This window comes from Paraburkholderia sp. J76 (genome assembly GCF_905220295.1).
Lineage (GTDB): Bacteria > Pseudomonadota > Gammaproteobacteria > Burkholderiales > Burkholderiaceae > Paraburkholderia.
This window is the reverse complement of the sequence record NZ_CAJMZJ010000005.1, coordinates 295,915-322,226: the sequence shown is the minus strand read 5'-3', so window position 1 is coordinate 322,226 and position 26,312 is coordinate 295,915. Positions and strand designations below refer to the sequence as shown.

Below are 26,312 nucleotides of genomic sequence, written 5' to 3'. Positions count from 1 at the left end.
GCCGATCCGCGGGCTCGCCCGCGAGGCCCGCTGGGGCGGCGCACTCGCGGCCAACCCGCCATTAGGCTAAAATTTTCAGTCATGCTAGATCCCCGCGCACAAACCCTCCTCAAGACGCTGATCGAGCGCTACATCGCCGAAGGTCAGCCGGTCGGCTCGCGCACGCTGTCGCGCTATTCCGGCCTGGAGCTGAGCCCGGCGACGATCCGCAACGTCATGTCCGACCTCGAGGAGCTGGGTCTCGTGTCGAGCCCTCATACCTCGGCCGGGCGCGTGCCCACGCCGCGCGGCTATCGCCTCTTCGTCGACACCATGCTCACCGTCGAGCCCAGTTCGGACGACGACGCGCTCACGCGCGCAGTGAAGACCACGCTGCGCCCCGGCGAGCCGCAGAAAGTGGTGGCGGCGGCCGCCAGCGTGCTTTCGAACCTGTCGCAGTTCGCCGGCGTGGTGCTGACGCCCCGGCGCAGCCACGTGTTCAAGCAGATCGAGTTCATGCGCCTGTCCGACAAGCGCATCCTGCTCATCATCGTGACGCCCGAAGGCGACGTGCAGAACCGCATCATGGCGACGCAGCGCGACTTCACGCCTTCCGAACTCATCGAAGCCTCCAATTACATCAACGCGCACTTCGCGGGCCTCTCCTTCGACGAAGTGCGCCGCCGCCTGCGCGAGGAAATCGACGCGCTGCGCGGCGACATGACCACGCTCATGCATGCGGCCGTGACCGCGAGCACCGAAGAGCCCGAAAGCGGCGACACCCTGCTCATTTCCGGCGAGCGCAACCTGCTCGAAGTGGCCGATCTTTCCTCGGACATGGCGCGCCTGCGCAAGCTCTTCGACGTGTTCGACCAGAAAACCAGCCTCCTGCAACTGCTCGACGTCTCGAGCCACGCGCAGGGGGTGCAGATCTTCATTGGCGGCGAGTCGCAACTCGTGCCGATCGAGGAAATGAGCGTGGTGACGGCTCCCTACGAGGTGAACGGCAAGATCGTCGGCACGCTCGGCGTGATCGGGCCGACGCGCATGGCGTACAACCGCGTAATTCCGATTGTCGACATCACCGCGCGCCTGCTCTCGCTCACGCTCAGCCAGAACTGAGCGCCGCGCCGGGCCTCGGGCAAACCGGCCTTTCCCTTCCCGAAGATCATCTCCGAAAGCCGTGCCGCGCGCCATTGGCCGAATGGCTAACGCCGGGCGAGCCGCGTGGGCGCGGGCCGGCTTGGCTCGCCAGGACCGCCCGCTATAATGTTTGTTTCGTGCAACCGTTGCTGCGCATTCGCGCGGCGCCACTGATCGCCTATGCGTTTCGACCTGGAGCGGCCTTCGCAGTCCGCCGCGGCGCATCGCGTCGCCGTGCTGCTCATCAACCTCGGCACGCCGGACGCGCCCACGCCGCGCGCCGTGCGCCGCTATCTGGCGCAGTTTCTCTCCGATCCGCGCGTGGTCGAGATTCCGGCGCCGGTCTGGCAAGTTATCCTGCGCGCGCTGATCCTGCCGTTTCGCGGCCGCTCGTCGGCGAAAAAGTACGCGGCGGTCTGGACACCGGAGGGTTCGCCGCTGCGCGTGCACACGCAAAAACAGACCGACGGCCTGCGCCATCTCCTCCAGATCAACGACTACACGGTTCTCGTCGATTACGCGATGCGCTACGGCACGCCCGACATCCCCGCGATGCTGAACCAGCTCAAGCTGGCGGGCGCGGAGCGCATCCTGCTCATGCCGATGTATCCGCAGTACTCGGCGTCGACCACGGCCACGGCGTTCGACGCGGCCTTCGCTGCGTTGCGCCGCATGCGCAACCAGCCAGAAATCCGCACGGTGCGCGGTTATCACGACCATCCGGCGTATATCGCGGCGCTCGCGGCCCAGGTGCATCAGTACTGGCACGCGCACGGCCGGCCCGATTTCGCGTCGGGCGAGCGCCTCGTGCTGAGCTTTCATGGCGTGCCGAGCCGTACGCTCGATCTGGGCGACCCGTACCACGACCAGTGCCAGCAAACGGCCACGCTCCTCATGCATGCGCTGGAACTGACGCCGGTCGAATGCCGGGTGACTTTCCAGTCGCGCTTTGGGCGGGCGCAGTGGCTCCAGCCGTATACGGCGCCCACCCTGCGGGAACTGGGCGCGGGCGGCGTGCGCCGCGCAGACGTGTTCTGCCCGGGCTTCACGGCGGATTGCCTGGAAACCATCGAGGAAATCGGCATGGAAGTGCGCGACGAGTTCCTGCACGGCGGCGGCAAGGAGTTTCACCGCATTCCGTGCCTCAATGCCTCGCCCGCGTGGATCGCGGCGCTGGGCGAGATCGTTGCGCAGCACCTGCAGGGCTGGCCCGTTCAGGCCGCGGCGCCGGCCGGCGCAGTGGCGTAACCCGGGAAACCGGGCGGCGCATCCGGAAAGCTTCTGATGAACTACAAGATTTCGACTGAACCTGGCGCGCGGCTACGCATCGACAAATGGCTATGGGCGGCGCGCTTCTTCAAGACGCGCTCGCTCGCGTCGGACGCCGTGGGCAAAGGGCGCGTGCGCATTGGCGGCGACGCCGTCAAAGCCTCGAAAGACGTGCGCGTGGGCGACCTCGTCGAAATCGAGATCGATCACGTGGTGTGGGAGGTGCGGGTGCTGGGCATTTGCGAGGTGCGCGGCCCCGCCAGCATCGCGCAGACGCTTTATGCGGAAACCGAAGCCGGGCGCGAGAAACGCACGGCGGAGCAGGACCGGCGGCGGCTCTTTCGCGAACCGGCTGCCGTGTTGCAGGGCAGGCCAACCAAGCGCGACCGACGCACTATCGACAAATTTTCGCGTGAGGATTGAAGAGCGCTTCCATCGTCGCGTGCACGCCCCCGTATTCCGTCGTGTTTTCGTTCACGGCGCCCGACATGCAGATGGTCGTGGTTCCGGCGATGAGTACCAGAGCGACCACCGATATGGCAAAGGTCAGTTTCACGGTACTCCCCTTGGGATCGCGGCAAAACGGCCAGTTCGCGGCTCGGCCAGCGTTTTGTGTGCGGCAATGCCGCTAAAAAACGTGCTGACCGCAGCCCGTTCGGTGCGGTGCCGGCTCAGGGTAAACACGCCGCGAGCAGCACCTGTTCCTGAGTGTAGGTCAGGGATGTCCCCTACTCAATTTCATTTTTGCGGCGCTGCAGTAATGGTTGTAACGGGCGGTTTCGCGGCTTTGATCCTTGTATAAAAAAGCCGCACGAACCCCTTGAAACAGGCGATCCGGCACCCAACTGCTGTCGCAATGTACAAAGCCTCTGTCGTGCCGGCGCAACAGTTGTCGGCATGGTGCGAGGGCGGCGAAATGGCGCCCGGGGCTTTGTTTCTTTTTCACTCTTCAACGACGTTCAGCGACATGGAAAACACGCAAGAGAACCCGACGAGCCAGAACCCCACGCCCGCGGACGAGGCGTCGCAAGCCGCCGCCCAGCCGCAAACGGCGGACGCGGCCGCGCAGGCAGCCCAAGGCGGCGTGGACCAGAACGCTGCCGCGCAGTCCGAAGCCGAAGCTGCGCTGGCCGAAGCGCAATTGAAGGTCGCCGAATTGCAGGACGCGTTCGTGCGCGCCAAGGCCGAGACGGAGAATGTCCGCCGCCGCGCGCAGGAAGACGTCGCCAAGGCGCACAAGTTCGCGATCGAAAACTTCGCCGAGCATCTGCTGCCGGTGATGGACAGCCTCGAAGCCGCGCTCGCCCATAACTCGGACGACCTCGCCAAGGTCAACGAGGGCGTCGAACTCACGCTCAGGCAACTGACCGGCGCGCTCGAAAAGGGCAAGGTCCTCGCCATCAACCCCGTCGGCGAGAAGTTCGACCCGCACCGCCACCAGGCTATCTCGATGGTGCCGTCGGAGCAGGAAGCGAATACGGTGGTGAGCGTGCTGCAAAAGGGCTATGTGATCGCCGACCGCGTGCTGCGTCCGGCGCTCGTGACCGTTTCAGCGCCGAAGTAAGCAAGACGTAAGAAGCGCGGAGCCCGACGAAACGAAAAGCGCCCCGCGATTGAAAAAAATGATGGAACGCATAGCCCGAACCCCTTGAAATCGCCGTAACGGCACTTATTTGGGCAGCAGTTCCGTATTGAAGTGGACGCCAGCCGCGCACAAGGGAAAACGCGGCTCGAGCATGCAGTTACCTGCGCAGCGCGAAAGCGGCGTCCGCACAGCGATCAAAATCTGGAGATTTGACAAAAATGGGCAAAATCATCGGTATCGACCTCGGCACCACCAACTCGTGCGTGGCGCTGATGGAAGGCAATCAGGTCAAGGTGATCGAGAACTCGGAAGGCGCCCGCACGACGCCTTCGATCATCGCCTACATGGACGACAACGAAGTGCTGGTGGGCGCGCCCGCCAAGCGCCAGTCGGTCACGAACCCGAAGAACACGCTGTACGCAGTCAAGCGCCTGATCGGCCGCCGCTTCGAAGAGAAGGAAGTGCAGAAGGACATCGGCCTGATGCCCTACAAGATCGTCAAGCACGACAACGGCGACGCATGGGTCGAGGCGCATGGCTCGAAGCTCGCGCCCTCGCAGGTTTCGGCCGAAGTGCTGCGCAAGATGAAGAAGACCGCTGAAGACTACCTCGGCGAGCCGGTCACCGAAGCCGTGATCACGGTTCCCGCGTACTTCAACGACAGCCAGCGTCAGGCCACCAAGGACGCCGGCCGCATCGCCGGTCTGGAAGTCAAGCGCATCATCAACGAGCCGACCGCGGCCGCGCTCGCGTTCGGTCTGGACAAGGCCGAAAAGGGCGACCGCAAGATCGCCGTGTTCGACCTGGGCGGCGGCACGTTCGACATCTCGATCATCGAAATCGCGGACGTTGACGGCGAAATGCAGTTCGAAGTGCTCTCGACCAACGGCGACACGTTCCTCGGCGGCGAAGACTTCGACCAGCGCATCATCGACTACATCATCGGCGAGTTCAAGAAAGAGCAGGGCGTCGACCTCTCGAAGGACGTGCTCGCGCTGCAACGCCTGAAGGAAGCCGCTGAAAAGGCCAAGATCGAGCTGTCGTCGGGTCAGCAGACCGAAATCAATCTGCCGTACATCACGGCCGACGCCTCGGGTCCGAAGCACTTGAATCTGAAGATCACGCGCGCCAAGCTGGAAGCGCTGGTCGAAGACCTGATCGAGCGCACCATCGAGCCGTGCCGCGTGGCGATCAAGGACGCGGGCGTGAAGGTCAGCGACATCGACGACGTGATTCTCGTCGGCGGCCAGACGCGTATGCCGAAGGTGCAGGAAAAGGTGAAGGAGTTCTTCGGCAAGGACCCGCGCCGTGACGTGAACCCGGACGAAGCCGTGGCCGTTGGCGCCGCGATCCAGGGCCAGGTTCTGTCGGGCGACCGCAAGGACGTGCTGCTGCTCGACGTCACCCCGCTCTCGCTCGGCATTGAGACGCTTGGCGGCGTGATGACGAAGATGATCAACAAGAACACCACGATCCCGACCAAGCACGCTCAGGTGTACTCGACGGCGGACGACAGCCAGTCGGCCGTGACGATCAAGGTGTTCCAGGGCGAACGCGAAATGGCGGCGGGCAACAAGCTGCTGGGCGAGTTCAACCTCGAAGGCATTCCGCCCGCACCGCGCGGCGTGCCGCAGATCGAAGTGACCTTCGACATCGACGCGAACGGCATTCTGCACGTGGGCGCGAAGGACAAGGCCACCGGCAAGGAAAACAAGATCACCATCAAGGCGAACTCGGGCCTGTCGGAAGCCGAAATCGAGAAGATGGTGAAGGACGCGGAAGCGAACGCGGAAGAAGATCACCGTCTGCGTGAGATCGCCGACGCCCGCAACCAGGGCGACGCGCTGGTTCACAGCACGAAGAAGGCCGTGGCCGAGTACGGCGACAAGATCGACGCCGGCGAGAAGGAAAAGATCGAAGCCGCACTGAAGGACCTCGAAGAAACGCTGAAGAGCACGTCGGCCGACAAGGCGACGATCGAGGCGAAGGTCGAGGCGCTGTCCACGGCTTCGCAGAAGCTCGGCGAAAAGATGTACGCCGACATGCAGGCGCAGCAGGCGGGCGCGGCCGGCGCAGCGGGTGCGGGCGCAGCAGGTGCCGGCGCCGCCGAGCAAGGCGCGCAGAACAACGCCGACGACGTGGTCGACGCCGAGTTCAAGGAAGTCAAGAAGGACTGAGTCGGTTCGTGGCGGCCATGACCGTTCTGCCTGATCGGCGAACGGTCAAGGCCCGACGAAAGCGGCCGTATCGGTTACGATGCGTGTCGGCATTGCAGCGCCTGGCGAGCCTTCTGGCTCTCCGGGCACATTTGTTTTATGGAGGCCGTTCTCTTTCAGGGGCCGCCGCGGCGTGAAAAGCGCTCGTGCGGATGTTCGAAGGAACGGCAAACGGGTCACGGGATCCAGCATTCAAGAGGAGCCGGCGCGCGCCGCGAAGCGCGAGGCCGGCGTTGAACCGATATGGCGAAACGGGATTACTACGAGGTTCTGGGCGTCGCGAAGAACGCGAGCGACGACGAAATCAAGAAGGCGTATCGCAAGCTCGCGATGAAGTACCACCCCGACCGCAATCCGGACAACAAGGATGCGGAAGAGCATTTCAAGGAGGCCAAGGAGGCCTATGAAATGCTGTCGGACTCGCAAAAGCGCGCGGCATACGACCAGTACGGCCACGCCGGCGTCGACCCCAACATGGGCGGCGCGGGCGCGCAGGGCTTCGGCGGTTTTGCGGACGCCTTCGGCGACATCTTCGGCGATATTTTCGGCCAGGCCGCAGGCGGCCGCGGCGGCCAGCGCAGCGGTCCGCAGGTGTATCGCGGCGCCGACCTGCGCTACAGCATGGAAATCACGCTGGAGCAGGCGGCGCACGGCTACGAGACGCAAATTCGCGTGCCGGGCTGGAGCGGCTGCGAAGTCTGTCACGGCTCGGGCGCGAAGCCCGGCACCAAGCCCGAAACCTGCCCGACCTGCCACGGCTCCGGCCAGGTGCGCATGTCGCAGGGCTTCTTCAGCATTCAGCAGACCTGCCCGAAGTGTCATGGCACGGGTTCCTACATTCCCGAGCCGTGCACGAACTGCCACGGCGCGGGCAAGGTGAAGGAAACCAAGACGCTCGAAGTCAAGATTCCCGCAGGCATCGACGACGGCATGCGCATTCGCTCGGCCGGCAACGGCGAGCCGGGCATCAACGGCGGGCCGTCGGGCGATCTGTACGTCGAGATTCACATCAAGCAACACGCGGTGTTCGAGCGCGACGGCGACGACCTGCACTGCCAGATGCCGATTCCGTTCACCACGGCGGCGCTGGGCGGCGAGATCGAAGTGCCGACGCTCGCCGGCCGCGCGAGCTTCACGGTGCCCGAAGGCACGCAGTCGGGCAAGACGTTCCGTCTGCGCGGCAAGGGCATCAAGGGCTTGCGTTCGAGCATCGCCGGCGATCTCTATGTGCACGTGCAGGTGGAAACGCCGGTCAAGCTCACCGAGAATCAGCGCGAACTGCTTCAGCAATTCGAAAAGTCGCTGGTGGAAGGCGGTTCGCGCCACAGCCCGCAAAGCAAAAGCTGGTTCGACCGCGTGAAGAGCTTTTTCGATTGATGCGTTTTTCGGCTCGACGCACGGCAGCAGGTAGATAGCAGGTAGTTAGCGCAATGGCAGTCAATCCTGGCGGCGCGGCGGGCGCCGCGATTTTCGCGCTGCTCGACGACGGCGACGCAACGGCGCTCAGCCGTTCGAGCCGCCTTTATACGGGGTTCGTGCGCGAGCTTGCATGCGAGCGCGCGGCGGATCTCGACTCACTGAGCGCGCAAGTGAACGCCGGGCTGAGCGCGGGTTTGCACGCGCTCGTGATCGGCGATTACGAGTTCGGGCGCACGCTCGAATTCGCCAGGCGCGACACGACCTCGTCCACTGAAACGCAGCACGGCCACGCCGCGCTGCGTTTTTTATTATTCGAACGCTGCGAAAAGCTCTCCCGCGAAGAGGCCGATGCGTGGCTCGCCGCCCAGGAGGGCAGTGAAGCGCCTGCGCCTGCCGGCGTGGCGGGCGTGACGATCGGCGTGAATCGCGAGCGCTTCGAGCAGGACATCGCCGCCGTGCAGGACGCGTTGCGCGCGGGCGACTCGTATCAGATCAACTACACGTACCGGCTCGGCTTCGAGGCGTACGGCTCGCCGCTCGCGCTCTACCGGCGTTTGCGCGAGCGTCAGCGCGTGCGTTACGGCGCGCTTATCGCGTTGCCGGACGAGCGCTGGGTGCTCTCGTGCTCGCCGGAGCTTTTCGTCGAGAAGCACGGCAAAACGTTGCGTGCGAAACCCATGAAGGGCACGGCCGCCCGTTGCGCCGACGCGCAGCAAGACGCCGCCGCCGCGCGTTTTCTCGCGAACGATCCGAAGAACCGCGCCGAAAACGTGATGATCGTGGACTTGCTGCGCAACGATCTCTCGCGCGTCGCGCAAACCGGTTCGGTGCGCGTGCCGGCGCTCTTCAGCGTGGAGCCCTACGCATCCGTCTGGCAGATGACGTCCACCGTGGAAGCGTCGCTGCGCGAAGGCACAACGTTCGCCGACGCCATGCGCGCGCTCTTTCCCTGCGGCTCGATCACGGGCGCGCCCAAGCATCGCACGATGGAGTTGATCGAAGCGCTCGAACACGCGCCGCGCGGGCTGTACACGGGCACGACAGGCTGGCTCGAAGCGCCTGCGGCAGGCGAGACTTGCGGTGACTTTTGCCTCTCGGTCGTGATCCGCACGTTGATACTCGAAGCGCCCTCCGGCGGCGCGGGCGCGGCTCGGCGCGGCGAAATGGGCGTGGGCGCGGGCATCGTGCTCGACAGCGTGGCCGCCGACGAATACGAGGAGTGCCGCTTGAAAGCCCGTTTTCTGACCGATGCCGACCCGGGCATCGAATGCTTCGAAACGATGTACGCGACGCGCGCGCACGGCGTGCGCCACGTGGAGCGCCATCTCGCGCGGCTGGCGGCGAGCGCGGCGTGGCTCGGTTTCCCGTGCGACGTCGAAGCCTTGCGCAAGCGCATCGACGAAACCTGCGCCGCGTTTGCGGACGATCATGCGCCGCACCGTGTGCGTCTTGCGCTCGGCAAGAGCGGCGCAGCTACGCTCGCGAGCGCTCCGCTCGCCGCGCTCGCGCACGGCACGGTGGGCGTGCTGCTCGCGCCGGATCACGGCTTCGCGCCGACCGGATCCGCCGACGCGCTGTTACTGCGCAAGACCACGCGCCGCGCCGAATTCGACCGCGCGTGGCGCGAGGCCGAAGCGCTGGGTGGCTTCGACATGCTGTTCTTCAACGAGCGCGGCGAACTGACCGAAGGCGGCCGCTCGAACGTGTTCGTGAAGCTCGATGGCAAGTGGTTCACGCCGCCGCTCTCCTCAGGCGTGCTGCCTGGCGTGATGCGCGCCGTGCTGCTCGATGACGAGGCGCTCGGCGCGCAGGAACGCGTGCTTACGCGCGACGACGTGCTGGGCGCCGAAGCCTTGATGCTGACGAACGCGCTGCGCGGTGCGGTGCCCGCGCGCCTGATTCGATGAGGCGGCCGTAGCGCCTCGCCCAGGCGTACCCGCCAAAAACAAAGCGCGCCCGAAACCGGAGCGCGCTTTTTTCATGCCGCGAAGCAAAAGCATGAAGGGTTCAGAACACGTGCTCGGCTCCCGGAAACGTGCCTTCCTTCACGGCCTGCACATACGCACGCACCGCCGATTCGATATCGGGCTGGCCCGTCATGAAATCCTTCACGAAGCGCGGCCGCTTGCCCGGAAAAATGCCGAGCATGTCGTGCAGCACGAGCACCTGGCCAGAACAGTCCACGCCCGCGCCGATGCCGATCGTCGGAATGCGCAACTGCTTCGTGACTTCCGCGCCGAGCGCCGCGGGCACGGCTTCGATCACCACGAGTTGCGCGCCCGCGTCCTGCAGCGCCAGCGCGTCGCGAATCATCTGCGTGGCGGCCGCGTCGCTCTTGCCCTGCACCTTGAAGCCGCCGAACGCATGCACCGACTGCGGCGTGAGACCGATGTGCGCGCACACGGGCACCGCACGCTCCACCAGCATCTTCACCGTGGGCGCGAGCCATTCGCCGCCCTCGATCTTCACCATCTGCGCGCCGGCGCGCATGAGCTTCACCGAGTTCGCGAACGCGTCTTCGGGCGTGCCGAAGGTGCCGAACGGCAAATCGGCGACGATCAGCGCCCTGGTGTGCGCGCGCGCTACGCATGCCGTGTGATACGCGATGTCGTCGATGGTGACGGGCAGCGTCGTCGTGTGGCCCTGGAGCACGTTGCCGAGCGAGTCGCCGATCAGCACCGTATCGACGCCCGCGCGGTCGCACAGCGCCGAGAAGCTCGCGTCGTAGCACGTCAGCATGGCGATGCGCTCGCCCGCGTCGCGCATGGCCTGAAGTTTGGGCACGGTGACCGCGCTGCGGGTCGCTTCCTGCAGGTAACTCATAGGGAAATCCGTTGGGGAAAGGGAAAACGGGGAGAGGCCGCGCCGAGGTGCCGTGCCTGTGGGCGACTACAGCGACGTGCCCTTGACGAAGGATTCCTTGCGGCCGCGCATCGTCTCGATACGTTCGGCGACGAGCGCGAGATCCGCATCGGAATCGAGCAGATCCAGATGCTCCGCGCCGACGGTGAGCACCGGCGCATGATCGTAATGATAGAAAAAATCGTTGTAACTGTCGCAGAGCGCACGCAGGAACGCGCTCGAAATGGACAGCTCGCGCGGCACAGCCCGCTTCTGGATGCGCGCATAGAGCGCTTCGGGACTCGCCTGCAGATAGACCACGAGGTCGGGCGCGGGCGCCGACGAAGTCAGGCGCGAGGCGAGCGTGCGGTAGAGCGGCAACTCGTCGTCCGCCAGTGTCAGGCGTGCGAACAGGTCGTTGCGTTCGGCGAGGAAGTTCGTCACGAGCGGCGCGCCCGTTTCCCGGCGCGCGGCCACTTCGCGCGAAAGCTGCTCGCGCTGCAACGCGATATGCAACTGCGCGGCGAGCGCATGCGACGAGGGCGCGGTGTCGCGATACACGCGTTCCAGAAACGGATTCTCGGCGTTCGATTCGAAGAGCGTCTGCATCGACCAGCGCTCGGCGAGGCGCGTGGCGAGCGTGGTCTTGCCCGCGCCGATCGGCCCTTCGATGACGACGTACTGGAGCGCGGCGGGCCGCGTGGGGCGCGCGCTGACGACGGGAAGAGGCGTGGTGCTCATCGGCAGTTGCCGGAGGGCGGCGTGTCGGGGGCGGGCGCCGTGCCCATGCACTGGCACAGCGGCTTGACCTTCTCGATGCGCTGGTCGGCCACGGCGGGCAGCAACGCGCTGGCGGGCCCCTGGCCCGGAATCACGAGTTGAGGGTCGATCTCGACGAGCGGCACGAGCGCGAACGCGCGGCCCGTCATGCGCGGATGCGGCACGACGAGGTCGGTTTCGTCGATGATGGCGCTGCCGAAAAGCAGAATATCGATGTCGAGCGTGCGGGGCGCGTTGCGAAAGGGGCGCTCCCGGCCGAAGTGATGCTCCACGCGCTGGCACAGCGCGAGCAGCGCGTGAACGTCGAGACTCGTCTCGATCTTCACGACGCAGTTGTAATAGTCGTCGCCGCCCGCGTCGATGGGCGCGGTGCGGTACAGACTCGATTTCGCGACGACGGTGAGGGTGTGCTGTTGTGCGAGGCACACCACCGCGTCTTTGAGGGTCTGGCGCGCATCCCCCAGATTCGCGCCGATTCCCAGCCAGGCAACCGTCATGGCTTCACTTCCTGCGACTTTTGTTGCTGTTCGACACATGCGCGCCGCGGCTCGCCGCGACGCCGCGCGGCGTCAGTCCTCGTGCGGACCGGCGTGGCCGTCGTAGTCGGCGCTGCTCGCTTCGTGCACGTCGCCGCCCGCGGCTTCCGACGCCGCGCCTTCGCCCGTTCTGCGGCTCTTCGCACCGCCGCGGCGGCGGCGTTTGCGCGGCGCGCGCTCCTTCGTTCCGCCTTGCGTGAGCAGCGCTTCGCGCGCCGTGAGATCGCCGTCGATGAAGTCGGTCCACCATTGGCCGACTTCGGCATCCAGCTCGCCCGATTCGCAGCGCAGCAGGAGGAAATCATACCCCGCTCTAAATCTTTGGTGTTCCAGCAGCTTGAGCGCGCCGCGCCCGCGTTTTTCGAGGCGCAACTGCAGACCCCAGATCTCGCGCATGTCCGACGAAAAGCGTCGATGGATCGCGAGTTTCTCCGTTTGCGCGTCGATCACGTCGTCCATCGCGCGATGGAGCGCCGGCACGGGCAATTCGCCTTCGGCCGTGTATTGCTGCCAGCGCTGCTGTACGTCGTGCCACAGCAGCGTCGCGAACAGGAAGCCCGGCGACACCGACTTGCCCGCGCGCACGCGCGCGTCGGTGTTCGAGAGCGCGAGCGTGATGAACCGCTCGCCTTGCGGCTGTTCGAGCACCACGTCGAGCAGCGGCAGCAGACCGTGATGCAGCCCTTCCTTGCGCAGCCACTTGAGGCATTCGAGCGCGTGGCCCGAGAGCAGCAGCTTGAGCATCTCGTCGAAGAGACGCGCCGCCGGCACGTTGTTGATGAGGTCCGCGAGCTTCACGATCGGCTCGCGCGTGTGCTCTTCGATCTCGAAGCCGAGCTTGGCCGCGAAACGCACCACGCGCATCATGCGCACCGGGTCTTCGCGATAACGCGTGGCCGGGTCGCCGATCATGCGCAGCAGACGCGCGCGCATGTCGGCCATGCCGTTGTGATAGTCCAGCACGGTTTGCGTGGCCGGATCGTAGTACATCGCGTTGATCGTGAAGTCGCGGCGCGTGGCGTCTTCGTGCTGCTCGCCCCACACGTTGTCGCGCAGCACGCGGCCGCTCGCGTCGACGTGATGCGTCTTGCGGTCGAGTTCGTCGCGGCGCATGCGCTTTTGCGGCGCGGCGGCAGGCGCGGCGTCGGCGGGCGGCGGATCGACCAGCGCGCGGAACGTCGACGTTTCGATGATTTCCTGGCCGAACTGCACGTGCACGATCTGGAAGCGCCGGCCGATGATGCGCGCGCGGCGGAACAGCTTCTGCACCTGGTCGGGCGTGGCGTCGGTAGCCACGTCGAAGTCCTTCGGCGCGATGCCCAGCAGCAGGTCGCGCACCGCGCCGCCCACGATGAACGCCCGGAAGCCCGCCTGCTGCAGGCCTTCGGTCACGCGCACGGCGTTGCGCGAGATGAGCGCGGGATTGATGCCGTGGACGTCGGCCGAAAGGATGATGGGCGTGGCCGGATCGTGCTGCGCGCCAATGCCTGCGCGCGGCTTCGATGCTTTCTTCGCGCTGGCCGGCTTGCGGCGCGCGCGGGGAGTGCCGGCGACGGCGGCCGCGCCTTCATGCGAGGCCGTGCGCGAATCGGCGGGGACTTCGGTGTCTTGCGCGGCTTCGGCGTCGTCCTGGCCGAACAGCTTGCGGATAAATTTCTTGATCACTGGGCTTGGAACAAATCGAGGATGCGCCAGCCCTTTTGTTGCGCGTGAGCGCGCAGGGTGTCGTCGGGGTTGGTGGCGATCGGGTCGGTGACTTTTTCGAGCAGCGGGATGTCGTTGTGCGAGTCGCTATAGAAGTAGCTGTGCTCGAAGTCCGACCAGCGTTTGCCGAGCGAGGCGAGCCATTGCTCGACGCGCACGATCTTGCCTTCGCGGTAGCTCGGCGTGCCCGTGGGGCGGCCGGTGAAGGCCGATGCCGGATGGCCGTCCACGGTTTCGACTTCGCACGCGATCAGCTTGTCCACGCCGAACACATCGGCGATCGGCGCCGTGATGAATTCGTTGGTGGCCGTGACCACGCAGCAGAGGTCTCCCGCTTCCTTGTGCTTTTTCACGAGTTCGACCGCGCTCGGCAGGATGGTCGGCTTGATCACCTCGTGCATGTACTGGTCGTGCCATTCCTTGAGCTGCGCGCGCGAATACTTCGCGAGCGGCGTGAGCATGGCGACGAGGTACGCCTGGATGTCGAGCTTGCCGGCCTTGTAGTCGGCGTAGAAGCGGTCGTTCTGCTGCGCGAAGCGCTCGCCGTCGACAATGCCCAGCTTCACCATGAAGCGGCCCCATTCGTGGTCGCTGTCGGTGGGGATCAGGGTGTGATCGAGGTCAAAAAGTGCAAGGTTAGCCATGGGCGCTCATTTTACTTGAAGCGGGGAACGCCGTTGCCGCCGTCGGCGGGCGGTGTCGGCGCGGCGGGGTCCGCGGAGGATTCGGGTTCGCAAGGCGTGCCGTTCGCCGGCGTTGGTTCGGTGTTCGGCGCGGGGGAGGGGTCGGGCGTGGCCGGGACCTCTGCGGATGCCTCGCCGGCGCCTGCGGCATTTGGGGCGTTTGAAGCATTTGGGGTGCTTGCGTCCGGCGGATCGAGATCGCCGCGCAGCTCGCCGCTCATTTCGTTGCTCACGTCGGCTTCGACTTCGCCCTTGAGTTCCGTGCCCAGTTCCTTGTGGACCACATGACGATATTTGGCCCCCAATTCGCCTTCGACATTGTCGGTCGGCTTGACGAAGGGCGCGGGCGCCAGTGCGCGCGCCTGCAAGGCCGGCGCTTTCGGCGCCTCGTAGGGCGCGGCGTCGTCGGGTTCGGAGCCGGGCGCCTCTGGCTCGTCGGGGAAGAGCGCCGGAGCGGCGGGCGGCTCGTTATCTTCGGCTGGCCGAGCCTGCGCCGCGGCGCATGCGCTCTCGTCTTCGTGGGCTTCGTTCGCGTTGTCCGCCTGCGCCGGTTCTTCGCCGGAAAACGCGTCTTCCGTCGCCAGCGTGCTCGCCGCGCTCACCAGGTCCCCCACGCCCTTCGCGAGCATCGCGCGCAAGAGGGGCAGCGTCACCGCGCGCTTCTGTTCGAGCGAGAAGCGGTCGAGCGCGTCGAGCAAACCCATGAGGCTCGGCATGTCGCGCCGGAAATGCGTGAGCAGGTAGGCGGGCACGTCGTCGGCGAGCGCAATGCCGCGCTCGCGCGCCGCGAGCTTGAGGATGGCGGCCTTCCCTTCGTCGGAGAGCGGCGCGAGGTGGAACACGAGGCCCCAGCCGAGGCGCGTGCGCAGATCCTCGCGCACCGCGAGACCCATCGGCGGCGCATTGCCTGTCGCGACGAGCGCGCAGGCGGGGTACGAGCGCACCTCGTTGAACAGGTTGAAGAGCGCGATCTGCTGGGCGCCCGAGAGCGAATCGCAGTCGTCCACGGCGTAGATCGTCACGCGCGGATCGAACGTGAATGCGGCCAGCGCGCTTTGCGGACCGAGATAGCGCACGTGGCCCGGCGGCGCTTCGTCGGCGAGCGCGTGCAGCAGATGGCTGCGCCCGTTGCCCGGCTCGCCCCAGACATAGAACGTGCGATCGGCGACCGGGCCCGCCGTGAGCGCCGCGTCCAGCCCGCGCAGGCGCGCGACCAGCTCGGCGTTGGCGCCGATATGGAAGTTGTCGAAGGTCGATGGCGGCGGGGTGCCGAGATCGAGCGTTAACTGTCGCTGCACGGTGGTCTGGGCGGAGTCGGTTCTAGTAAAGCGTGCTCTCGTGAGAATCGCGCAGATCACGGGGCCGCGCGCGCCGCAGCCCGTTGCCGAAGGCGTGCGCGATTCCGGTGCGGATGGCGGCCCGGCGCGGCTGCGGTGCAATATGCGGTGCGATGTACGGTGTGTTCTGCGGCAAAACTCGGTTTCCGGTTGTGGGGCGCGGGGCGAGGCGCGTGCCAAATCTCGCTCCAGGCGCGGCGGCGGGGCGCCGTCAATCGGTTAAAATCGCATTTTACCGACCTTCTGGCGCTTCCCCATGAATCAACCGAAATCCGGCCCCGCTAATCAGGACCCGTCGCAGGGCCAAGGCCTCTCCTACGCCGACGCGGGCGTCGACATGGTCGCGGGCGACGCGCTCGTCGACCGCATCAAGCCCTTTGCGAAGAAGACCCTGCGCGAAGGCGTGATGGGCGGTATCGGCGGATTCGGCGCGCTCTTCGAAGTGCCGAAGAAGTACAAGGAGCCGGTGCTGGTTTCGGGCACCGACGGCGTGGGCACCAAGCTGCGCCTCGCGTTTCATCTGAACAAACACGACACGGTCGGCCAGGATCTCGTCGCGATGAGCGTGAACGACATCCTCGTGCAGGGCGCCGAGCCGCTGTTCTTCCTCGACTACTTCGCCTGCGGCAAGCTGGACGTCGATACGGCGGCCACGGTCGTGAAGGGCATCGCGCAAGGCTGCGAACTGTCGGGCTGCGCGCTGATCGGCGGCGAAACGGCCGAAATGCCGGGCATGTACCCCGACGGCGAATACGACCTGGCCGGTTTCGCGGTGGGCGCGGTCGAAAAGAGCAAGATCATCGACGGCAGCACGATCGCCCCGGGCGACGTGGTGCTCGGTCTCGCTTCGAGCGGTATCCACTCGAACGGCTTCTCGCTCGTGCGCAAGATCATCGAGCGCGCGCAGCCGGACCTCGCCGCCGACTTCGACGGCCGCTCGCTCGCGGACGCGCTGATGGCGCCCACGCGCATCTATGTGAAGCCGCTGCTCAAGCTGATGGAAACCATCACGGTGAAGGGCATGGCGCACATCACGGGCGGCGGTCTGGTCGAGAACATTCCGCGCGTGCTGCGCGAAGGCCTCACGGCCGAACTGAACCACGCTGCATGGCCGCTGCCGCCGCTCTTCTCGTGGCTGCAAAAGCACGGCGGCGTGGCCGATGCGGAAATGCACCGCGTGTTCAACTGCGGCATTGGCATGGCCGTGGTCGTGTCGGCGGATCAGGCCGATGCGGCCGCCGCGCTGCTCGCAGCCGGCGGCGAACTGGTGTGGAAGATCGGTTTCGTGCGCGAAAGCAAGGAAGGCGAAGCGCAGACCGTGGTGATCTAAGCTTTACGCGCCTTCACGCGCTGACGCTCATAAAAATGCCCGCCATCGTTGGCGGGCATTTTTTTTGCCGGCGCGATACGCGTTACAGCACCGTGCGCACGTGCCAAAGCTCGGGGAAAAGCACGACGTCGAGCATCTTGCGCAGATACGGCGCGCCGCTCGTGCCGCCCGTGCCCTGCTTGAAGCCGATGATGCGCTCGACCGTCGTCACGTGACGAAAGCGCCATTGACGGAACGCGTCTTCGAGGTCGACAAGCTCTTCGGCCATCTCGTACAAATCCCAGTACTCCGAAGGATTGCGATACACCGCGAGCCATGCCGCCTCGACGGTGGCGTCGTGTTCGGTCGGCAGCGACCAGTCCCGGTTCAGACGCTCGGGCGCGATCGCAAAGCCGCGCCGCGCGAGCAGGCGTATCACTTCGTCGTAGAACGAGGGCGCTTCGAGCGTCGCTTTCACCTGCCCGAAAATCTCGTCCCGATGCTCGTGCGGCTTGAGCATCTGCGCGTTCTTGTTGCCGAGCAGGAATTCGATTTGCCGGTACTGATACGACTGGAAGCCCGACGATGCGCCGAGGTACGGCCGCATGGCCGTGTACTCGGAAGGCGTGAGCGTGGACAATACATTCCACGCCTGCACCAACTGCTCCATGATCCGCGACACGCGCGCCAACTGCTTGAACGCGGGCGGCAGCGCGTCGCGATGGACATTCGCCAGGGCCGCGCGCAGCTCATAAAGCGCGAGCTTCATCCACAGTTCGCTCGTTTGATGCTGCACGATGAACAGCATCTCGTTGTGATCGGGCGACAAAGGATGCTGCGCGTTGAGAACCGAATCGAGCGCGAGGTAGTCGCCGTAGCTCATCGACTTCGAGAAGTCGAGCTGCGCGTCGTGCCAGCCTTCGCCTTGCGTCGCTTGTTCCGCAGTCGCCGCGCCGTGTCCGAAAGGACAGCCGCCTTGCGCCGTCCGTTCGGTCTTGCCGGTTTCGCCCGCGTCGGGCATGCCGGGAACCTGCATGTGATCGTTCATCGAAATGTTCCTCAGGTCACCGCGCCGCGTTCGGCAAATTCGGGCTTGCGCCAGGACTCGGTCGCGAGCACGTCGCGCAGCGTCTCCACGGCGTCCCACACGTCGACGTAACGCACATACAGCGGCGTGAAGCCGAAGCGCAGCACGCGCGGCTCGCGATAGTCGCCGATCACGCCGCGCGCGATCAGCGCCTGCATCACCTCATAGCCGTGCGGATGCTCGAAGCTCACGTGCGAGCCGCGCCCGGCATGGCCGCGCGGCGTGACGAGCGTGAGGCCGTATTCCTTGCAGCGCGTTTCCACCAGTTCGATGAAGAGATCCGTGAGCGCGAGCGACTTGCGGCGAATGGCCTGCATGTCGGTTTGCAGGAACACGTCGAGACCGCATTCGACGAGCGCCATCGAAACGATCGGCTGCGTGCCGCAGAGGTAGCGGGCGATGCCGTCGTCGGGGCGGTACTCGGGGCTCATCTCGAACGGCTTCTTGTGGCCCCACCAGCCCGAAAGCGGCTGCGAGAACGCGCTCTGGTGGCGCTTGGGCACCCACACGAAGCCCGGCGAACCGGGGCCGCCGTTCAGATATTTATACGTGCAGCCCACGGCGTAATCGGCGTTCGCGCCGTTCAGGTCCACTGGCACGGCGCCCGCCGAATGCGCGAGGTCCCACAGCGCGAGCGCGCCCTGCGCGTGAATATGCCCGGTGAGCGCGCGCATGTCGTGCATCTCGCCCGTGCGGTAATTCACGTGCGTGATCATCGCCACCGCGACGTCTTCGCGGATCGCGGCGCGCAGCTCGGACGGGTCGTCGACGAGGCGCAGCTCGTAGCCGCGGTCCAGTTGCTCGATGAGCCCTTGCGCGATGTACAGGTCGCTCGGGAAGTTCGAGCGCTCCGAGACGATCACGCGCCGCTTCGGGTCGCGCGCGTTCTGCACGCGCAGCGCGGCGGAAAGCGCCTTGAAGAGGTTGATCGAGATGGTGTCGGTGACGACCACTTCGTCGTCGGCCGCGCCGATCAGCTTCGCGAGTTTGTTGCCGAGGCGCTTGGGCATGGCGAACCAGCCCGCGGTGTTCCAGCTACGGATGAGGCCTTCGCCCCATTCGCCGCCGATCACGGCCTGTGCGCGCGCGGCCGAAGCCGAGGGCGGCACGCCGAGCGAGTTGCCGTCGAGATAAATGGTGCCGGCCGCGAGCGTGAATTGCTCGCGCAGGGCGGCGAGCGGATCGGCGCGATCGGCTGCCAGGGCTTCGTTGCGGTCGTTCATGTCTGCGTTTCGTTGTTTGGCGGGTTAAGTGGAATCAGTTGGCTGCGGCTTGAGGCAACGCGCGCAGCACGGCGCGCACGGGGCTCGCGTCGAGCGTCGAGAACTTCAGCGGCAGCGCGATGAGTTCGTAGTCGCCGGGCGCTATTTCGTCGAGCACCACGCCTTCGAGAATCGCCATGCCGTGCGCGCGGATGCGGTGATGCGCGTCCATCGTCTTCGATTCCTGCGGGTCGAGCGAAGGCGTGTCGATGCCGATGAGCCGCACGCCGTGCGCGGCCAGCAGATCGATGGTTTCCGGCGCGACGGCGCAAAACTTGCTATCCCAGCGGTCCTGCGGCGCTTGTGCGTAGGTGCGCAGCAGCACGCGCGGCGGGACGCCCGGCAATGCGGCTTCCACATGCTCGGGAAGCACGAGCGGCGCGGCGCTCACGCAATGAATCACGCGGCACGCGCCGATATACGTGTCGAGCGGCACCTCGCCGATCGGCGCGCCCTGGGCGTCGTAGTGCAGCGGGGCGTCGGTGTGCGCGCCGGTGTGCGGCGAGAGCGTCACGCGAGCGACGTTGACCGGCGAACCCGCTTCCATGCGCCACACGCGCTCGACGCCAACAGGCGTATCGCCGGGCCAGACGGGCGTTTCGGGGCGAATCGGCGGGGAAATGTCTTTGATTTGGGTCATCTCGAAGTTGCTTCGTCTCCTGATCTTTCGAATGATAGGCAACCCCACGCGAAATGTGCTTGCGAAAAAAACGCCGCAAACTTCGGTTGTTGGCACATAATTTGTCTCAAAAGGGGAATGGAGACCAAATATGAACGCAATCTCACTGGATGCTACCGATTGCCGTATTCTCGCCGTGCTGCAAAACGAGGGGCGGATCAGTAACCTGGATCTGGCGGAGCGCATTTCGCTTTCGCCATCGGCGTGCCTGCGCCGTTTGCGGCTGCTGGAGGAGCAGGGCGTGGTGGAGCGTTACCGCGCGAGTCTGAACCGGGAAATTCTCGGCTTCGAGATGGAGGCTTTCGTGCAGGTGTCGATGCGCAACGACCAGGAGAGCTGGCACGAGCGTTTCGTCACGGCGCTGCGCGACTGGCCGGAGGTGGTGGGGGCGTATGTGGTGACGGGCGAGACGCACTACCTGCTGCGCGTGCTCGCGCACAACCTCAAGCACTACTCGGACTTCGTGCTCAACAAGCTGTACAAGGCGCCGGGCGTGATGGACATCCGCTCGAACATCGTGCTCACGACGCTCAAGGTGGAATCGGGCGTGCCCGTGGACCTGATCGCGCAGCGCGAGCCGAAGAACACGCCTGCGTAAGGGTCCGGGCGAGGGCGCTCGTTTGGCGCCGCGCCGTATCAGAGCGACTGAAGCTGGTGAAACGCGCCGCCGTGGAACACGAGCGGCGAGGCGTTCGTGCCGTCTTCGCGCACGCCGCAGCGTTCCACTTCCCCGACGAAAATCACGTGGTCGCCTTCGTCGTAGCGGCTGCGGTTGTGGCACTCGAACCACGCGATCGCGCCTTCCAGCACGGGCATGCCCGTGTCGCCGGCCGCGTGCGAGACGCCCTCGAAGCGGTCGCCCTTGACGGTCGCGAAGCGCTTGCACAGGTCGAGCTGCGACGCGGCGAGCACATTGATCACATAATGGCTGTTCGAGCGGAACACGGGCATCGATGCCGAGCGCGTGGCGAGGCTCCACAGCACGAGCGGCGGATTGAGCGAGACCGAGTTGAACGAACTGGCCGTGATGCCGATGAGCGCGCCGTCGGGTGCGCGCGTCGTGATCACGGTCACGCCGGTGGCGAACTGGCCGAGCGCGCGGCGGAATGCGCCGTCGTCGAAGTTGGGCGGGGTGGCGCGGCGGGTCATCGGTGCAGGCCTGTAGCGGCTATGCGGGCGGCGAGGGCGGCGGCGGGAGCGGAAATCGGGATCAACGTCATGTGGAAAATCGGCGAATTGTCACAATTTTAACGGAAGCGGCGGCAGGCGGGTCGCGCGGGCTGCCGCGCAGCGATATCCGCGCTTGTATCCGAAGCGACGTCCGCATTCACGATCAAAGGAGCGAATAGCATGAGTCAGACAGTCGAAACGGCCACCCTGGGCGGCGGATGCTTCTGGTGCCTGGAGGCGGTGTATCTGCGCGTGGATGGCGTGAGCGCCGTGGAGTCGGGCTACGCGGGCGGCCACGCGGCCAACCCGAGCTACGAACAGGTCTGCGACGGCGAGACCGGCCACGCCGAGGTCGTGAAGGTCGATTTCGATCCCGCGAAGATCAGCTATCGCGAGATTCTCGACATCTTCTTCGCGATTCACGACCCCACGCAGTTGAACCGCCAGGGCAACGACGTGGGCACGCAGTACCGCTCGGTGATCTTCACGCACTCCGAGGCGCAGCGCGAAACGGCGGAACAGGCGATTCGCGAACTGGCCGCCGAGGGCGTATACGACGGCAAGATCGTCACCCAGGTGCTGCCGCTCGACGGCAACTATTTCCCCGCCGAGGCGTATCACCAGAACTACTTCGCGCAGCACCCGAACCAGGGCTATTGCTCGTTCGTGGTCGCGCCGAAGGTCGCGAAGTTCCGCCAGAAGTTCGCGCACCGGCTCAAGGCGGAATAAGGTTCGGCAGGGGCGCGGGCGGGTTCGCGCCTCAATCCTCGTGTGCCTGCTCTTCGTGCGCGCCGGGCGATGCTTCGTCCGGCGCCGTTTCCGCGCGCAGCCGCTCCATCTCCTCCGTAATCGCCCGCGCGAGCTTCGCGCAGGTTAGCGGCGCCGATCCCTCCGCCTTGTTGTTCGTCGTGATCAGCACGGGGCGGCCCGCCATCGCATAGCGCGCGGCCAGTTCCGCGAGCGTGACCCGCGTGTGCAGGTCTTCGTCCACCAGCTTGTCGAAGGGTTCGTAGCGGGCTTTCGCCTGCTCGTACTTGAAGCCGCTGTGCAGGTTCCAGCGCACGATCAGCGGGCCGGCCGGCGCTTCGCCGTCCATCAGCGCCAGCGCGGCGGCCTGGCGTAGCGGGTCAGGCATGCGCGCGTGCAGGCCCACGCAGTAGCGCACGCCTGCGGCGCGCAGCGCGCGCACGAAGCGCGGCGTGAGCAGGATCGCGTCGCGGATCTCGACGGCGTAGTAAGGGCCGTCGTCGGCTGCATCGGGCCCGGTCTGTCGGGGCAGGGGCGGGAGCGCGGCGAGAAAGACGGTCAGGCGTTCGACGAATACCGCCGGGTCGGCCAGTAGCGGGTCGGGCAGCGGCGGAAACTGGAACACGAGCGCGCCTGCCTTGCTGCCGAGGCCCGCGAGGCACGGCTCGACGAATTCGCGCACGGCCAGCTCCGCATTGAGAAAGCACGGGTTCGCCGAAACGGGCTCGCCGCGTTCGCCGCGCACGCTGGCGTCAGTGACGAGCGCGGGCGCCTTCACGATGAAGCGGAAATGGTCCGGCACCTGTTGCGCATAGCGCAGGTAGTCGGTGACAGTCAGCGGCGCGTAGAAGGAGCGGTCGATGCTTACCGAGCGCAGCAGCGGATGCGCGCCGTAGGCAGAAAGGCCGTCGCGGGCGAGCTTCGACTGGCTGTAGTCCTCGCCGTAGACGATGCCGCGCCAGCCCGGAAACGACCACGACGAGGTGCCGAGGCGCACGTTCGCGGGCAGCGCGGCGGCGACGTCGAGCGTGTCCTGCGTCGCCACGGCGGGCAGCACGCCGCGGCCGCGGCGCTTGGGGGCGTCGGAGTTGGGCGCGGGCTGCTTCGAAGCTTTAGCGCGCGGCTCCCCTTCCTCCTCTTCGGCGTCGTCCTCGTGCGGGGCGCGCTGGGTGTGGGATTTTGGGGCGGCCACGGGCGCCGCGAAGCCGAACAGGTCTGGCTGCGGTTCGGCGCGCGCTTCGGCCTCCTTCGGCGGGCTGCGGCGGGTGGCTGGGCGCGCGGCCGGGTGGGCGTCGGCGGGTCCGGAATGGTTGCCCGCTCCGGGCGTCATGTCGCCGAACAGGTCGTGGCCGTCGTCGCGTTCGTTCATGCAGTGGCGTTGCGCAGTGCCGTCGCGCAGTGTCGTGGTGATGGCGGTCGTGGGGCGAAGCCGCCTGCTCGCCAATAACGGCTCAGGCGGCGCGCAGGCGATGCCCCCGCGCCGCCGCCTGCGTCAGAGCGGCTTCTCGTACATATACCGGCGCGACCACGGCAGCGTTGCCGCGCTGCGGCCGGCCTTGCGGCAGACGATCTGGAAGATCGACACGTCGTCGTGCTCGAACGCGTACGCGCAACCCGCCAGATAAACGCGCCAGATGCGGAACTTCTCGTCGTCGACGAGCCGTTTCGCTTCCTCGGCGCGCGCCTCGAAATTCTCCGCCCACAAATCGAGCGTGTGCGCATAGTGACGGCGCAGGCTTTCCACGTCAACCGCTTCGAGCCCGCCGCGCTGCGCCGCTTCGAGTGCGAGGCCGATGTGCGGCAGCTCGCCGTCGGGGAAAACGTAGCGGTCGATGAATTCGCCGCCGCCGAGCGCCGTTTCGCCCGAGTCGGCGTCCGACGAGGTGATGCCGTGGTTCATCGCGACGCCGTCGTCGGCGAGCAGGTCGTGGACCTTGCGGAAATAGCCGGGCAGATTCTTGCGCCCCACGTGCTCGAACATGCCCACGCTCGTGATGCGGTCGAACTGGCCTTGTATGTCGCGATAGTCCTGCAGCCGGATCTCGATGCGCTCTTCGAGGCCCGCGGCCTTCACGCGCGCGGTGGCGAGATCGAACTGGTTTTGCGAAAGCGTTACGCCCACGCAACGCGCGCCGAACTTCTGCGCGGCGCGCAGCACGAGCGCGCCCCAGCCGCAGCCGATATCGAGCAGCGTCTGACCTTCCCGCACCTGGATCTTGGTAAGGATGTGGTCGATTTTCTTGAGCTGCGCGGTGGCGAGATCTTCGTCGCCGTTCTCGAAGTACGCGCACGAATAGACCATGTTCTCGTCGAGCCAGAGCTGGTAGAACTCGTTCGAGACGTCGTAGTGGTACTGGATGGCCTGTTTGTCCGTGGACTTCGAGTGCGTGAAATAGCGGCGCACGCGCGCGAGCTTGCCGGCGCTCGTGACGGTGTTGCGCGCGAGCGAATAGCTGATGTTGATGATGTCGGCGAGCTTGCCTTCTATGTCGATCTTGCCCTTCACGTAAGCCTCGCCGAGATTGTCGAGGCTCGGCGTGAGCAGGAGCGGCAGCGCCGACGCGCTATTGACCTTGAGCGTGACGGCAGGCGCCGCGAAGTGGCCGAAGTCGTATTGCTGCCCGCTCCAGAGCACGAGGCGGGCGGGCAGATTGGCCTTGCTGCGCACTTCGTCTGCCCACTGTGCGAGTTTTTTCTCCCAGAACATGCGTTTCTCTCCCTGTCAGATGAACGATTGAAGCCCAACGACAAAAGCGAATTGCGATGCAGGTTTTTTGGCAACAGCGTTACGGCAACAGCTAGCTACGGAACAAACCTGGGCAGGCGCGGCGTAAAGCATTGACCGCCGCGCGCCCGCGTTCAAGGCGCGAGGCGTTCGATCTTCCACGGCGCGCTTGCGCCGTCACGCGTATAGCGGATGCGGTCGTGCAGCCGCGAAGGCCGCCCCTGCCAGAACTCGATGGCCTCCGGCACGAGCCGGTAGCCGCCCCAGTGCGGCGGGCGCGGCGGCGTTTCGCCATACTGCGCGGCGATCTCGCGCTCGCGTGCTTCGAGCGTTTCGCGGCTGGCGATCACCGTGCTCTGCTCCGAAGCCCACGCGCCGATGCGCGAGCCGAGCGGCCGCGAGTTGAAGTAGGCATCGCTTTCTTCGGCGCTCGTGAGTTCGACCTTGCCCTCGATGCGGACCTGACGCTCCAGCTCGATCCAGTGAAAGAGCAGCGCCGCGTGCGGATTCGCGCTCAGTTCGCGGCCCTTGCGGCTCTCGTAGTTCGTGAAGAACACGAAGCCGCGCTCGTCCACGCCCTTGATGAGCAGGATGCGCGCGGCAGGGCGCCCTTGGGTGTCGACCGTGGCGACGGTCATGGCGTTGGGTTCGGGCAGCTTCGCGTCGAGCGCCTGGGCGAACCAGGTCTGGAACTGGCGGATCGGATCGGGATCGACGTCGGCGGCGTCGAGCGAACCGAGCGAGTAGGTCTTGCGGAGATCGGCGAGGGAGGTCATTTTTTATGCAGACGCTTCATGCGGACAAGGATATCGAACGGACGGGAAAGAGACGAAGTCACCGCGGCGCGCGGCCTCATACGGCGCGATCAGGCAGAATACGGGTCTTGCGAGGACCGCGACGGCAGTGTGCGACCGGTCCGCGGTCCGCTTACGATTGCCTACCGTCATGTCCAGTACCCCGATTTCCCCTCCCGCCGGCTCCGTCGATCTTACCGCGAGCCCTGCCGGCGATGTTGCCGACCGCGCCCGCCGATTCGGCGGAATCGCGCGGCTTTATGGCGCACCCGCGCTCGACGCCTTCGAGCGCGCCCACGTCGCCGTGATCGGCATTGGCGGCGTGGGCTCCTGGGCCGCCGAGGCGCTCGCGCGCAGCGCGATCGGCAAGCTCACGCTCATCGACCTCGACAACGTGGCCGAGAGCAACACCAATCGCCAGATTCACGCGCTCGACGGCAACTACGGCAAGCCCAAGGTCGAGGCCATGGCCGAGCGCATCAAGCTGATCGACCCGGCCTGCGAGGTGCGTCTCGTGGAAGATTTTGTCGAGCCGTCGAACTTTGCCGAACTGCTCGGCGGCGGTTTCGACTTCGTGATCGACGCCATCGACAGCGTGCGCACCAAGACCGCGCTGATCGCCTGGTGCGTGGAGCATCGCGTGCCGCTCATCACCGTGGGCGGCGCGGGTGGACAGCTCGACCCTACGCGCATTCGCATCGACGATCTCGCGCTCACCATTCAGGACCCGCTGCTCTCCAAGGTGCGCGGCCAGTTGCGCAAGCAGCACGGTTTTCCGCGCGGGCCGAAATCCAGGTTCAAGGTGAGTGCGGTGTATTCGGACGAGCCGCTCATCTATCCCGAAGCGGCGGTGTGCGATATCGACGCCGAGGCCGAGCATGTGACCACGTCGCCGGGCCATCACGGTCCAGTGGGACTGAACTGCGCGGGCTTCGGTTCGAGCGTGTGTGTGACGGCGAGCTTTGGTTTCGCGGCGGCTTCGTATGTGCTGCGGGCGCTGGCGCATCAGGCGATGAAGGGCTGACGCGCGCTGAAACCGGCGGCTAA

23 protein-coding genes and 1 pseudogene are annotated in these 26,312 nt (G+C 66.0%); 11 read left to right on the top strand and 13 right to left on the bottom strand.

What is annotated here, in order from left to right; genetic code table 11:
* Nucleotides 1-81 precede the first annotated feature (81 nt).
* The 7 genes from hrcA (at nucleotide 82) to pabB (ending at nucleotide 9,518) form a co-directional block, all read left to right on the top strand.
* A complete protein-coding gene (hrcA, locus tag U5768_RS12675; RefSeq protein ID WP_028202023.1) occupies nucleotides 82-1,101 on the top strand; it encodes a heat-inducible transcriptional repressor HrcA in 1,020 nt (339 codons plus the stop codon).
* A gap of 201 nt (nucleotides 1,102-1,302) precedes the next feature.
* Nucleotides 1,303-2,370, top strand: a complete 1,068-nt coding sequence (gene hemH / locus U5768_RS12670; protein ID WP_322030740.1) for a ferrochelatase — start codon at nucleotides 1,303-1,305, stop codon at nucleotides 2,368-2,370.
* 36 nt (nucleotides 2,371-2,406) lie between these two features.
* On the top strand, nucleotides 2,407-2,814 hold the full coding sequence (locus U5768_RS12665) for an RNA-binding S4 domain-containing protein (protein ID WP_322030739.1): 408 nt from the start codon (nucleotides 2,407-2,409) through the stop codon (nucleotides 2,812-2,814).
* Between the two features lie 544 nt (nucleotides 2,815-3,358).
* Complete coding sequence (gene grpE, locus U5768_RS12660) at nucleotides 3,359-3,955, top strand: nucleotide exchange factor GrpE (RefSeq protein ID WP_322030738.1); 597 nt, start codon at nucleotides 3,359-3,361, stop codon at nucleotides 3,953-3,955.
* 239 nt (nucleotides 3,956-4,194) lie between these two features.
* Nucleotides 4,195-6,153, top strand: a complete 1,959-nt coding sequence (gene dnaK, locus U5768_RS12655; RefSeq protein WP_322030737.1) for a molecular chaperone DnaK — start codon at nucleotides 4,195-4,197, stop codon at nucleotides 6,151-6,153.
* A 282-nt stretch (nucleotides 6,154-6,435) separates the two neighbouring features.
* Nucleotides 6,436-7,569 (top strand): molecular chaperone DnaJ, encoded by a 1,134-nt coding sequence (gene dnaJ / locus U5768_RS12650; RefSeq protein WP_322030736.1) that lies wholly within the window; start codon nucleotides 6,436-6,438, stop codon nucleotides 7,567-7,569.
* A gap of 53 nt (nucleotides 7,570-7,622) precedes the next feature.
* Nucleotides 7,623-9,518 carry an aminodeoxychorismate synthase component I gene (gene pabB / locus U5768_RS12645; protein ID WP_322030735.1) on the top strand — a complete coding sequence of 632 codons (1,896 nt, stop codon included), beginning with the start codon at nucleotides 7,623-7,625 and terminating at the stop codon, nucleotides 9,516-9,518.
* Nucleotides 9,519-9,618: 100 nt separating this feature from the next.
* On the opposite strand, the gene panB is transcribed toward pabB, so the two are convergent.
* The 6 genes and pseudogenes from panB to hda all read right to left on the bottom strand — a co-directional run.
* Nucleotides 9,619-10,434: a 3-methyl-2-oxobutanoate hydroxymethyltransferase gene (panB, locus tag U5768_RS12640; protein ID WP_322030734.1), complete on the bottom strand. Its 816-nt coding sequence runs from the start codon at nucleotides 10,432-10,434 to the stop codon at nucleotides 9,619-9,621.
* 66 nt (nucleotides 10,435-10,500) lie between these two features.
* Complete coding sequence (locus tag U5768_RS12635) at nucleotides 10,501-11,193, bottom strand: deoxynucleoside kinase (RefSeq protein WP_322030733.1); 693 nt, start codon at nucleotides 11,191-11,193, stop codon at nucleotides 10,501-10,503.
* Nucleotides 11,190-11,729: a 2-amino-4-hydroxy-6-hydroxymethyldihydropteridine diphosphokinase gene (gene folK / locus U5768_RS12630; protein WP_322030732.1), complete on the bottom strand. Its 540-nt coding sequence runs from the start codon at nucleotides 11,727-11,729 to the stop codon at nucleotides 11,190-11,192. Before folK ends, U5768_RS12635 begins: the two co-directional genes overlap by 4 nt.
* 72 nt (nucleotides 11,730-11,801) lie before the next feature.
* The gene (pcnB, locus tag U5768_RS12625) at nucleotides 11,802-13,433 is read right to left on the bottom strand and encodes a polynucleotide adenylyltransferase PcnB (protein ID WP_322030731.1); all 1,632 of its coding nucleotides are present in this window, start codon (nucleotides 13,431-13,433) and stop codon (nucleotides 11,802-11,804) included.
* Entirely contained in the window at nucleotides 13,430-14,116 is a 687-nt protein-coding gene (locus U5768_RS12620; protein ID WP_322030730.1) for an HAD family hydrolase, read from the bottom strand. Before U5768_RS12620 ends, pcnB begins: the two co-directional genes overlap by 4 nt.
* 635 nt (nucleotides 14,117-14,751) lie before the next feature.
* Nucleotides 14,752-15,453, bottom strand: a pseudogene (gene hda, locus U5768_RS12615) (DnaA regulatory inactivator Hda); the annotation flags it as partial.
* Nucleotides 15,454-15,748: 295 nt separating this feature from the next.
* Between hda and purM the strand changes: the two are divergent.
* Nucleotides 15,749-16,822: a phosphoribosylformylglycinamidine cyclo-ligase gene (purM, locus tag U5768_RS12610; protein ID WP_322030729.1), complete on the top strand. Its 1,074-nt coding sequence runs from the start codon at nucleotides 15,749-15,751 to the stop codon at nucleotides 16,820-16,822.
* An 82-nt stretch (nucleotides 16,823-16,904) separates the two neighbouring features.
* On the opposite strand, the gene kynA is transcribed toward purM, so the two are convergent.
* From kynA to kynB, 3 genes are read right to left on the bottom strand one after another with little or no spacing between them, the layout of a single operon-like run.
* Nucleotides 16,905-17,849, bottom strand: coding sequence for a tryptophan 2,3-dioxygenase (gene kynA, locus U5768_RS12605; protein WP_322030728.1), 945 nt, complete (start codon nucleotides 17,847-17,849; stop codon nucleotides 16,905-16,907).
* 11 nt (nucleotides 17,850-17,860) lie between these two features.
* Nucleotides 17,861-19,111: a kynureninase gene (gene kynU, locus U5768_RS12600; protein ID WP_322030727.1), complete on the bottom strand. Its 1,251-nt coding sequence runs from the start codon at nucleotides 19,109-19,111 to the stop codon at nucleotides 17,861-17,863.
* Nucleotides 19,112-19,145: 34 nt separating this feature from the next.
* The gene (gene kynB / locus U5768_RS12595; RefSeq protein WP_322030726.1) at nucleotides 19,146-19,790 is read right to left on the bottom strand and encodes an arylformamidase; all 645 of its coding nucleotides are present in this window, start codon (nucleotides 19,788-19,790) and stop codon (nucleotides 19,146-19,148) included.
* Nucleotides 19,791-19,920: 130 nt separating this feature from the next.
* Between kynB and U5768_RS12590 the strand changes: the two genes are divergently transcribed.
* Nucleotides 19,921-20,427 (top strand): Lrp/AsnC family transcriptional regulator, encoded by a 507-nt coding sequence (locus tag U5768_RS12590; RefSeq protein WP_322030725.1) that lies wholly within the window; start codon nucleotides 19,921-19,923, stop codon nucleotides 20,425-20,427.
* A gap of 38 nt (nucleotides 20,428-20,465) precedes the next feature.
* Here U5768_RS12590 and U5768_RS12585 read toward each other — a convergent pair whose 3' ends face one another.
* Nucleotides 20,466-20,978, bottom strand: a complete 513-nt coding sequence (locus tag U5768_RS12585; RefSeq protein WP_322030724.1) for a flavin reductase family protein — start codon at nucleotides 20,976-20,978, stop codon at nucleotides 20,466-20,468.
* Between the two features lie 201 nt (nucleotides 20,979-21,179).
* On the opposite strand from U5768_RS12585, the gene msrA reads away from it, so the two are divergent.
* Entirely contained in the window at nucleotides 21,180-21,728 is a 549-nt protein-coding gene (msrA, locus tag U5768_RS12580) for a peptide-methionine (S)-S-oxide reductase MsrA (RefSeq protein ID WP_322030723.1), read from the top strand.
* A 31-nt stretch (nucleotides 21,729-21,759) separates the two neighbouring features.
* On the opposite strand, the gene U5768_RS12575 is transcribed toward msrA, so the two are convergent.
* From U5768_RS12575 to pdxH, 3 genes are all read right to left on the bottom strand, one after another.
* Nucleotides 21,760-23,115 carry a DUF72 domain-containing protein gene (locus U5768_RS12575; RefSeq protein ID WP_322030722.1) on the bottom strand — a complete coding sequence of 452 codons (1,356 nt, stop codon included), beginning with the start codon at nucleotides 23,113-23,115 and terminating at the stop codon, nucleotides 21,760-21,762.
* Between the two features lie 123 nt (nucleotides 23,116-23,238).
* Nucleotides 23,239-24,453 carry a cyclopropane-fatty-acyl-phospholipid synthase family protein gene (locus tag U5768_RS12570; RefSeq protein ID WP_322030721.1) on the bottom strand — a complete coding sequence of 405 codons (1,215 nt, stop codon included), beginning with the start codon at nucleotides 24,451-24,453 and terminating at the stop codon, nucleotides 23,239-23,241.
* Nucleotides 24,454-24,605: 152 nt separating this feature from the next.
* Nucleotides 24,606-25,247 (bottom strand): pyridoxamine 5'-phosphate oxidase, encoded by a 642-nt coding sequence (gene pdxH / locus U5768_RS12565; protein WP_322030720.1) that lies wholly within the window; start codon nucleotides 25,245-25,247, stop codon nucleotides 24,606-24,608.
* 169 nt (nucleotides 25,248-25,416) lie between these two features.
* On the opposite strand from pdxH, the gene tcdA reads away from it, so the two are divergent.
* Nucleotides 25,417-26,289: a tRNA cyclic N6-threonylcarbamoyladenosine(37) synthase TcdA gene (gene tcdA, locus U5768_RS12560; protein WP_322030719.1), complete on the top strand. Its 873-nt coding sequence runs from the start codon at nucleotides 25,417-25,419 to the stop codon at nucleotides 26,287-26,289.
* Nucleotides 26,290-26,312 lie beyond the last annotated feature (23 nt).

What these genes read in the sequence shown, in the direction of transcription:
- hrcA (WP_028202023.1), top strand. Translation starts at nt 82, where the DNA reads ATGCTAGATCCCCGCGCACAAACCCTCCTCAAGACGCTGATCGAGCGC.
- hemH (WP_322030740.1), top strand. Translation starts at nt 1,303, where the DNA reads ATGCGTTTCGACCTGGAGCGGCCTTCGCAGTCCGCCGCGGCGCATCGC.
- U5768_RS12665 (WP_322030739.1), top strand. Translation starts at nt 2,407, where the DNA reads ATGAACTACAAGATTTCGACTGAACCTGGCGCGCGGCTACGCATCGAC.
- grpE (WP_322030738.1), top strand. Translation starts at nt 3,359, where the DNA reads ATGGAAAACACGCAAGAGAACCCGACGAGCCAGAACCCCACGCCCGCG.
- dnaK (WP_322030737.1), top strand. Translation starts at nt 4,195, where the DNA reads ATGGGCAAAATCATCGGTATCGACCTCGGCACCACCAACTCGTGCGTG.
- dnaJ (WP_322030736.1), top strand. Translation starts at nt 6,436, where the DNA reads ATGGCGAAACGGGATTACTACGAGGTTCTGGGCGTCGCGAAGAACGCG.
- pabB (WP_322030735.1), top strand. Translation starts at nt 7,623, where the DNA reads ATGGCAGTCAATCCTGGCGGCGCGGCGGGCGCCGCGATTTTCGCGCTG.
- panB (WP_322030734.1), bottom strand. Translation starts at nt 10,434, where the DNA reads ATGAGTTACCTGCAGGAAGCGACCCGCAGCGCGGTCACCGTGCCCAAA.
- U5768_RS12635 (WP_322030733.1), bottom strand. Translation starts at nt 11,193, where the DNA reads ATGAGCACCACGCCTCTTCCCGTCGTCAGCGCGCGCCCCACGCGGCCC.
- folK (WP_322030732.1), bottom strand. Translation starts at nt 11,729, where the DNA reads ATGACGGTTGCCTGGCTGGGAATCGGCGCGAATCTGGGGGATGCGCGC.
- U5768_RS12620 (WP_322030730.1), bottom strand. Translation starts at nt 14,116, where the DNA reads ATGGCTAACCTTGCACTTTTTGACCTCGATCACACCCTGATCCCCACC.
- purM (WP_322030729.1), top strand. Translation starts at nt 15,749, where the DNA reads ATGAATCAACCGAAATCCGGCCCCGCTAATCAGGACCCGTCGCAGGGC.
- kynA (WP_322030728.1), bottom strand. Translation starts at nt 17,849, where the DNA reads ATGAACGATCACATGCAGGTTCCCGGCATGCCCGACGCGGGCGAAACC.
- kynU (WP_322030727.1), bottom strand. Translation starts at nt 19,111, where the DNA reads ATGAACGACCGCAACGAAGCCCTGGCAGCCGATCGCGCCGATCCGCTC.
- kynB (WP_322030726.1), bottom strand. Translation starts at nt 19,790, where the DNA reads ATGACCCAAATCAAAGACATTTCCCCGCCGATTCGCCCCGAAACGCCC.
- U5768_RS12590 (WP_322030725.1), top strand. Translation starts at nt 19,921, where the DNA reads ATGAACGCAATCTCACTGGATGCTACCGATTGCCGTATTCTCGCCGTG.
- U5768_RS12585 (WP_322030724.1), bottom strand. Translation starts at nt 20,978, where the DNA reads ATGACCCGCCGCGCCACCCCGCCCAACTTCGACGACGGCGCATTCCGC.
- msrA (WP_322030723.1), top strand. Translation starts at nt 21,180, where the DNA reads ATGAGTCAGACAGTCGAAACGGCCACCCTGGGCGGCGGATGCTTCTGG.
- U5768_RS12575 (WP_322030722.1), bottom strand. Translation starts at nt 23,115, where the DNA reads ATGAACGAACGCGACGACGGCCACGACCTGTTCGGCGACATGACGCCC.
- U5768_RS12570 (WP_322030721.1), bottom strand. Translation starts at nt 24,453, where the DNA reads ATGTTCTGGGAGAAAAAACTCGCACAGTGGGCAGACGAAGTGCGCAGC.
- pdxH (WP_322030720.1), bottom strand. Translation starts at nt 25,247, where the DNA reads ATGACCTCCCTCGCCGATCTCCGCAAGACCTACTCGCTCGGTTCGCTC.
- tcdA (WP_322030719.1), top strand. Translation starts at nt 25,417, where the DNA reads ATGTCCAGTACCCCGATTTCCCCTCCCGCCGGCTCCGTCGATCTTACC.